This is a genomic window from Nocardia sp. NPDC127579 (genome assembly GCF_042672005.1).
Classification (GTDB): domain Bacteria; phylum Actinomycetota; class Actinomycetes; order Mycobacteriales; family Mycobacteriaceae; genus Nocardia.
The window spans coordinates 1-2,713 of sequence record NZ_JBHXVZ010000023.1 but is presented as its reverse complement, the minus strand read 5'-3'; the positions used below and the strand labels follow the sequence as shown (position 1 = coordinate 2,713).

General features: G+C 55.7%; 1 rRNA gene. It reads right to left on the bottom strand.

The features are described from left to right. Positions 1-24: 24 nt before the first annotated feature. Positions 25-2,713 (bottom strand): 23S ribosomal RNA (locus tag ACFVMC_RS33135); the annotation flags it as partial.

Here is a 2,713-nt window from a genome sequence, read left to right as displayed (position 1 = left end):
GCACAGTGGACGCGTAGCCTCTTCGTTAATAAGCCCTCGGCCTATTAGTACCAGTCACCTCCACACATTACTGTGCTTCCAGTTCCGGCCTATCAACCCCATGGTCTGTAGGGGGCCTTAACCCATCAAGTGGGAGAGAAACCTCATCTTGGAACAGGCTTCCCGCTTAGATGCTTTCAGCGGTTATCCCTTCCGAACGTAGCCAACCAGCAATGCACTTGGTAGCACAACTGGCACACCAGAGGTTCGTCCGTCCCGGTCCTCTCGTACTAGGGACAGCCTTCCTCAAGTTTCTTAACGCGCGCGGCGGATAGAGACCGAACTGTCTCACGACGTTCTAAACCCAGCTCGCGTGCCGCTTTAATGGGCGAACAGCCCAACCCTTGGGACCTACTCCAGCCCCAGGATGCGACGAGCCGACATCGAGGTGCCAAACCATCCCGTCGATATGGACTCTTGGGGAAGATCAGCCTGTTATCCCCGGGGTACCTTTTATCCGTTGAGCGACACCGCTTCCACTTGCCGGTGCCGGATCACTAGTCCCGACTTTCGTCCCTGCTCGAGCTGTCACTCTCACAGTCAAGCTCCCTTGTGCACTTGCACTCGACACCTGATTGCCAACCAGGCTGAGGGAACCTTTGGGCGCCTCCGTTACATTTTAGGAGGCAACCGCCCCAGTTAAACTACCCACCAGGCACTGTCCCTGAACCAGATCATGGTCCGAGGTTAGAAGTCCAATACGATCAGAGTGGTATTTCAACGACGACTCCACCCAAACTAGCGTCTAGGTTTCACAGTCTCCCACCTATCCTACACAAACCGTACCGAACACCAATACCAAGCTATAGTGAAGGTCCCGGGGTCTTTTCGTCCTGCCGCGCGTAACGAGCATCTTTACTCGTAATGCAATTTCGCCGAGTCTGTGGTTGAGACAGCAGAGAAGTCGTTACGCCATTCGTGCAGGTCGGAACTTACCCGACAAGGAATTTCGCTACCTTAGGATGGTTATAGTTACCACCGCCGTTTACCGGGGCTTAAATTCTCAGCTTCGCACCCCGAAGGGCGCTAACCGGTCCTCTTAACCTTCCGGCACCGGGCAGGCGTCAGTCCGTATACATCGTCTTACGACTTCGCACGGACCTGTGTTTTTAGTAAACAGTCGCTTCTCTCTGGTCTCTGCGACCACCCCCAGCTCACGGTGTAAAACCGGTCACCAGGCATGGTCCCCCTTCTCCCGAAGTTACGGGGGCATTTTGCCGAGTTCCTTAACCACAGTTCTCTCGATCGCCTCAGTATTCTCTACCTGACCACCTGTGTCGGTTTGGGGTACGGGCCGTGTACCAACTCACTAGAGGCTTTTCTCGGCAGCATAGGATCACTGAATTCGCCTCAATCGGCTACGCATCACCTCTCAGGCTGAATGCAACACGGATTTGCCTATGTTGCGCCCTACAGGCTTACACCAGTACAACCACTGACTGGCCCAGCTACCTTCCTGCGTCACCCCATCGCTTACCTACTACAACCCGGGTCCCATGCAGCAATCCCCCTTCTCGCCCGAAGGCTTGATAAGAGAACATTTGGATGGTTAGCAAAGCTGATTCGATATTTGGCGCGGATACACGGGTACGGGAATATCAACCCGTTGTCCATCGACTACGCCTGTCGGCCTCGCCTTAGGTCCCGACTCACCCTGGGCGGATTAACCTGGCCCAGGAACCCTTGGTCATTCGGCGGACGAGTTTCTCACTCGTCTTTCGCTACTCATGCCTGCATTCTCACTCGCATGGCCTCCACGGCTGGATCACTCCGCCGCTTCCATGGCCATACGACGCTCCCCTACCCACCCACACCGCTGCGTCACAAACCGTGGTCTGTGACGGACGTATTGTGTGAGTGCCGCGGCTTCGGCGGTGTACTTGAGCCCCGCTACATTGTCGGCGCAGGATCACTTGACCAGTGAGCTATTACGCACTCTTTCAAGGGTGGCTGCTTCTAAGCCAACCTCCTGGTTGTCTTCGCGACCCCACATCCTTTTCCACTTAGTACACGCTTAGGGGCCTTAGCCGGCGATCTGGGCTGTTTCCCTCTCGACTACGAAGCTTATCCCCCGCAGTCTCACTGCCACGCTCTCACACACCGGCATTCGGAGTTTGGCTGATTTCGGTAAGCTTGTGGGCCCCCTAGACCATCCAGTAGCTCTACCTCCGGTGTGAAACACGTGACGCTGCACCTAAATGCATTTCGGGGAGAACCAGCTATCACGGAGTTTGATTGGCCTTTCACCCCTACCCACAGCTCATCCCCTCAGTTTTCAACCTAAGTGGGTTCGGGCCTCCACGACGTCTTACCGTCGCTTCACCCTGGCCATGGGTAGATCACTCCGCTTCGGGTCTAGAACATGCGACTCGAACGCCCTATTCGGACTCGCTTTCGCTACGGCTACCCCACACGGGTTAACCTCGCCACATGCCACTAACTCGCAGGCTCATTCTTCAAAAGGCACGCCATCACCCACAACACACTGAAGTGTTCACAGGCTCTGACGGATTGTAAGCGCACGGTTTCAGGTACTATTTCACTCCCCTCCCGGGGTACTTTTCACCTTTCCCTCACGGTACTAGTCCGCTATCGGTCACCAGGGAGTATTCAGGCTTACCGGGTGGTCCCGGCAGATTCACAGCAGATTTCACGGGCCCGCTGCTACTCGGGA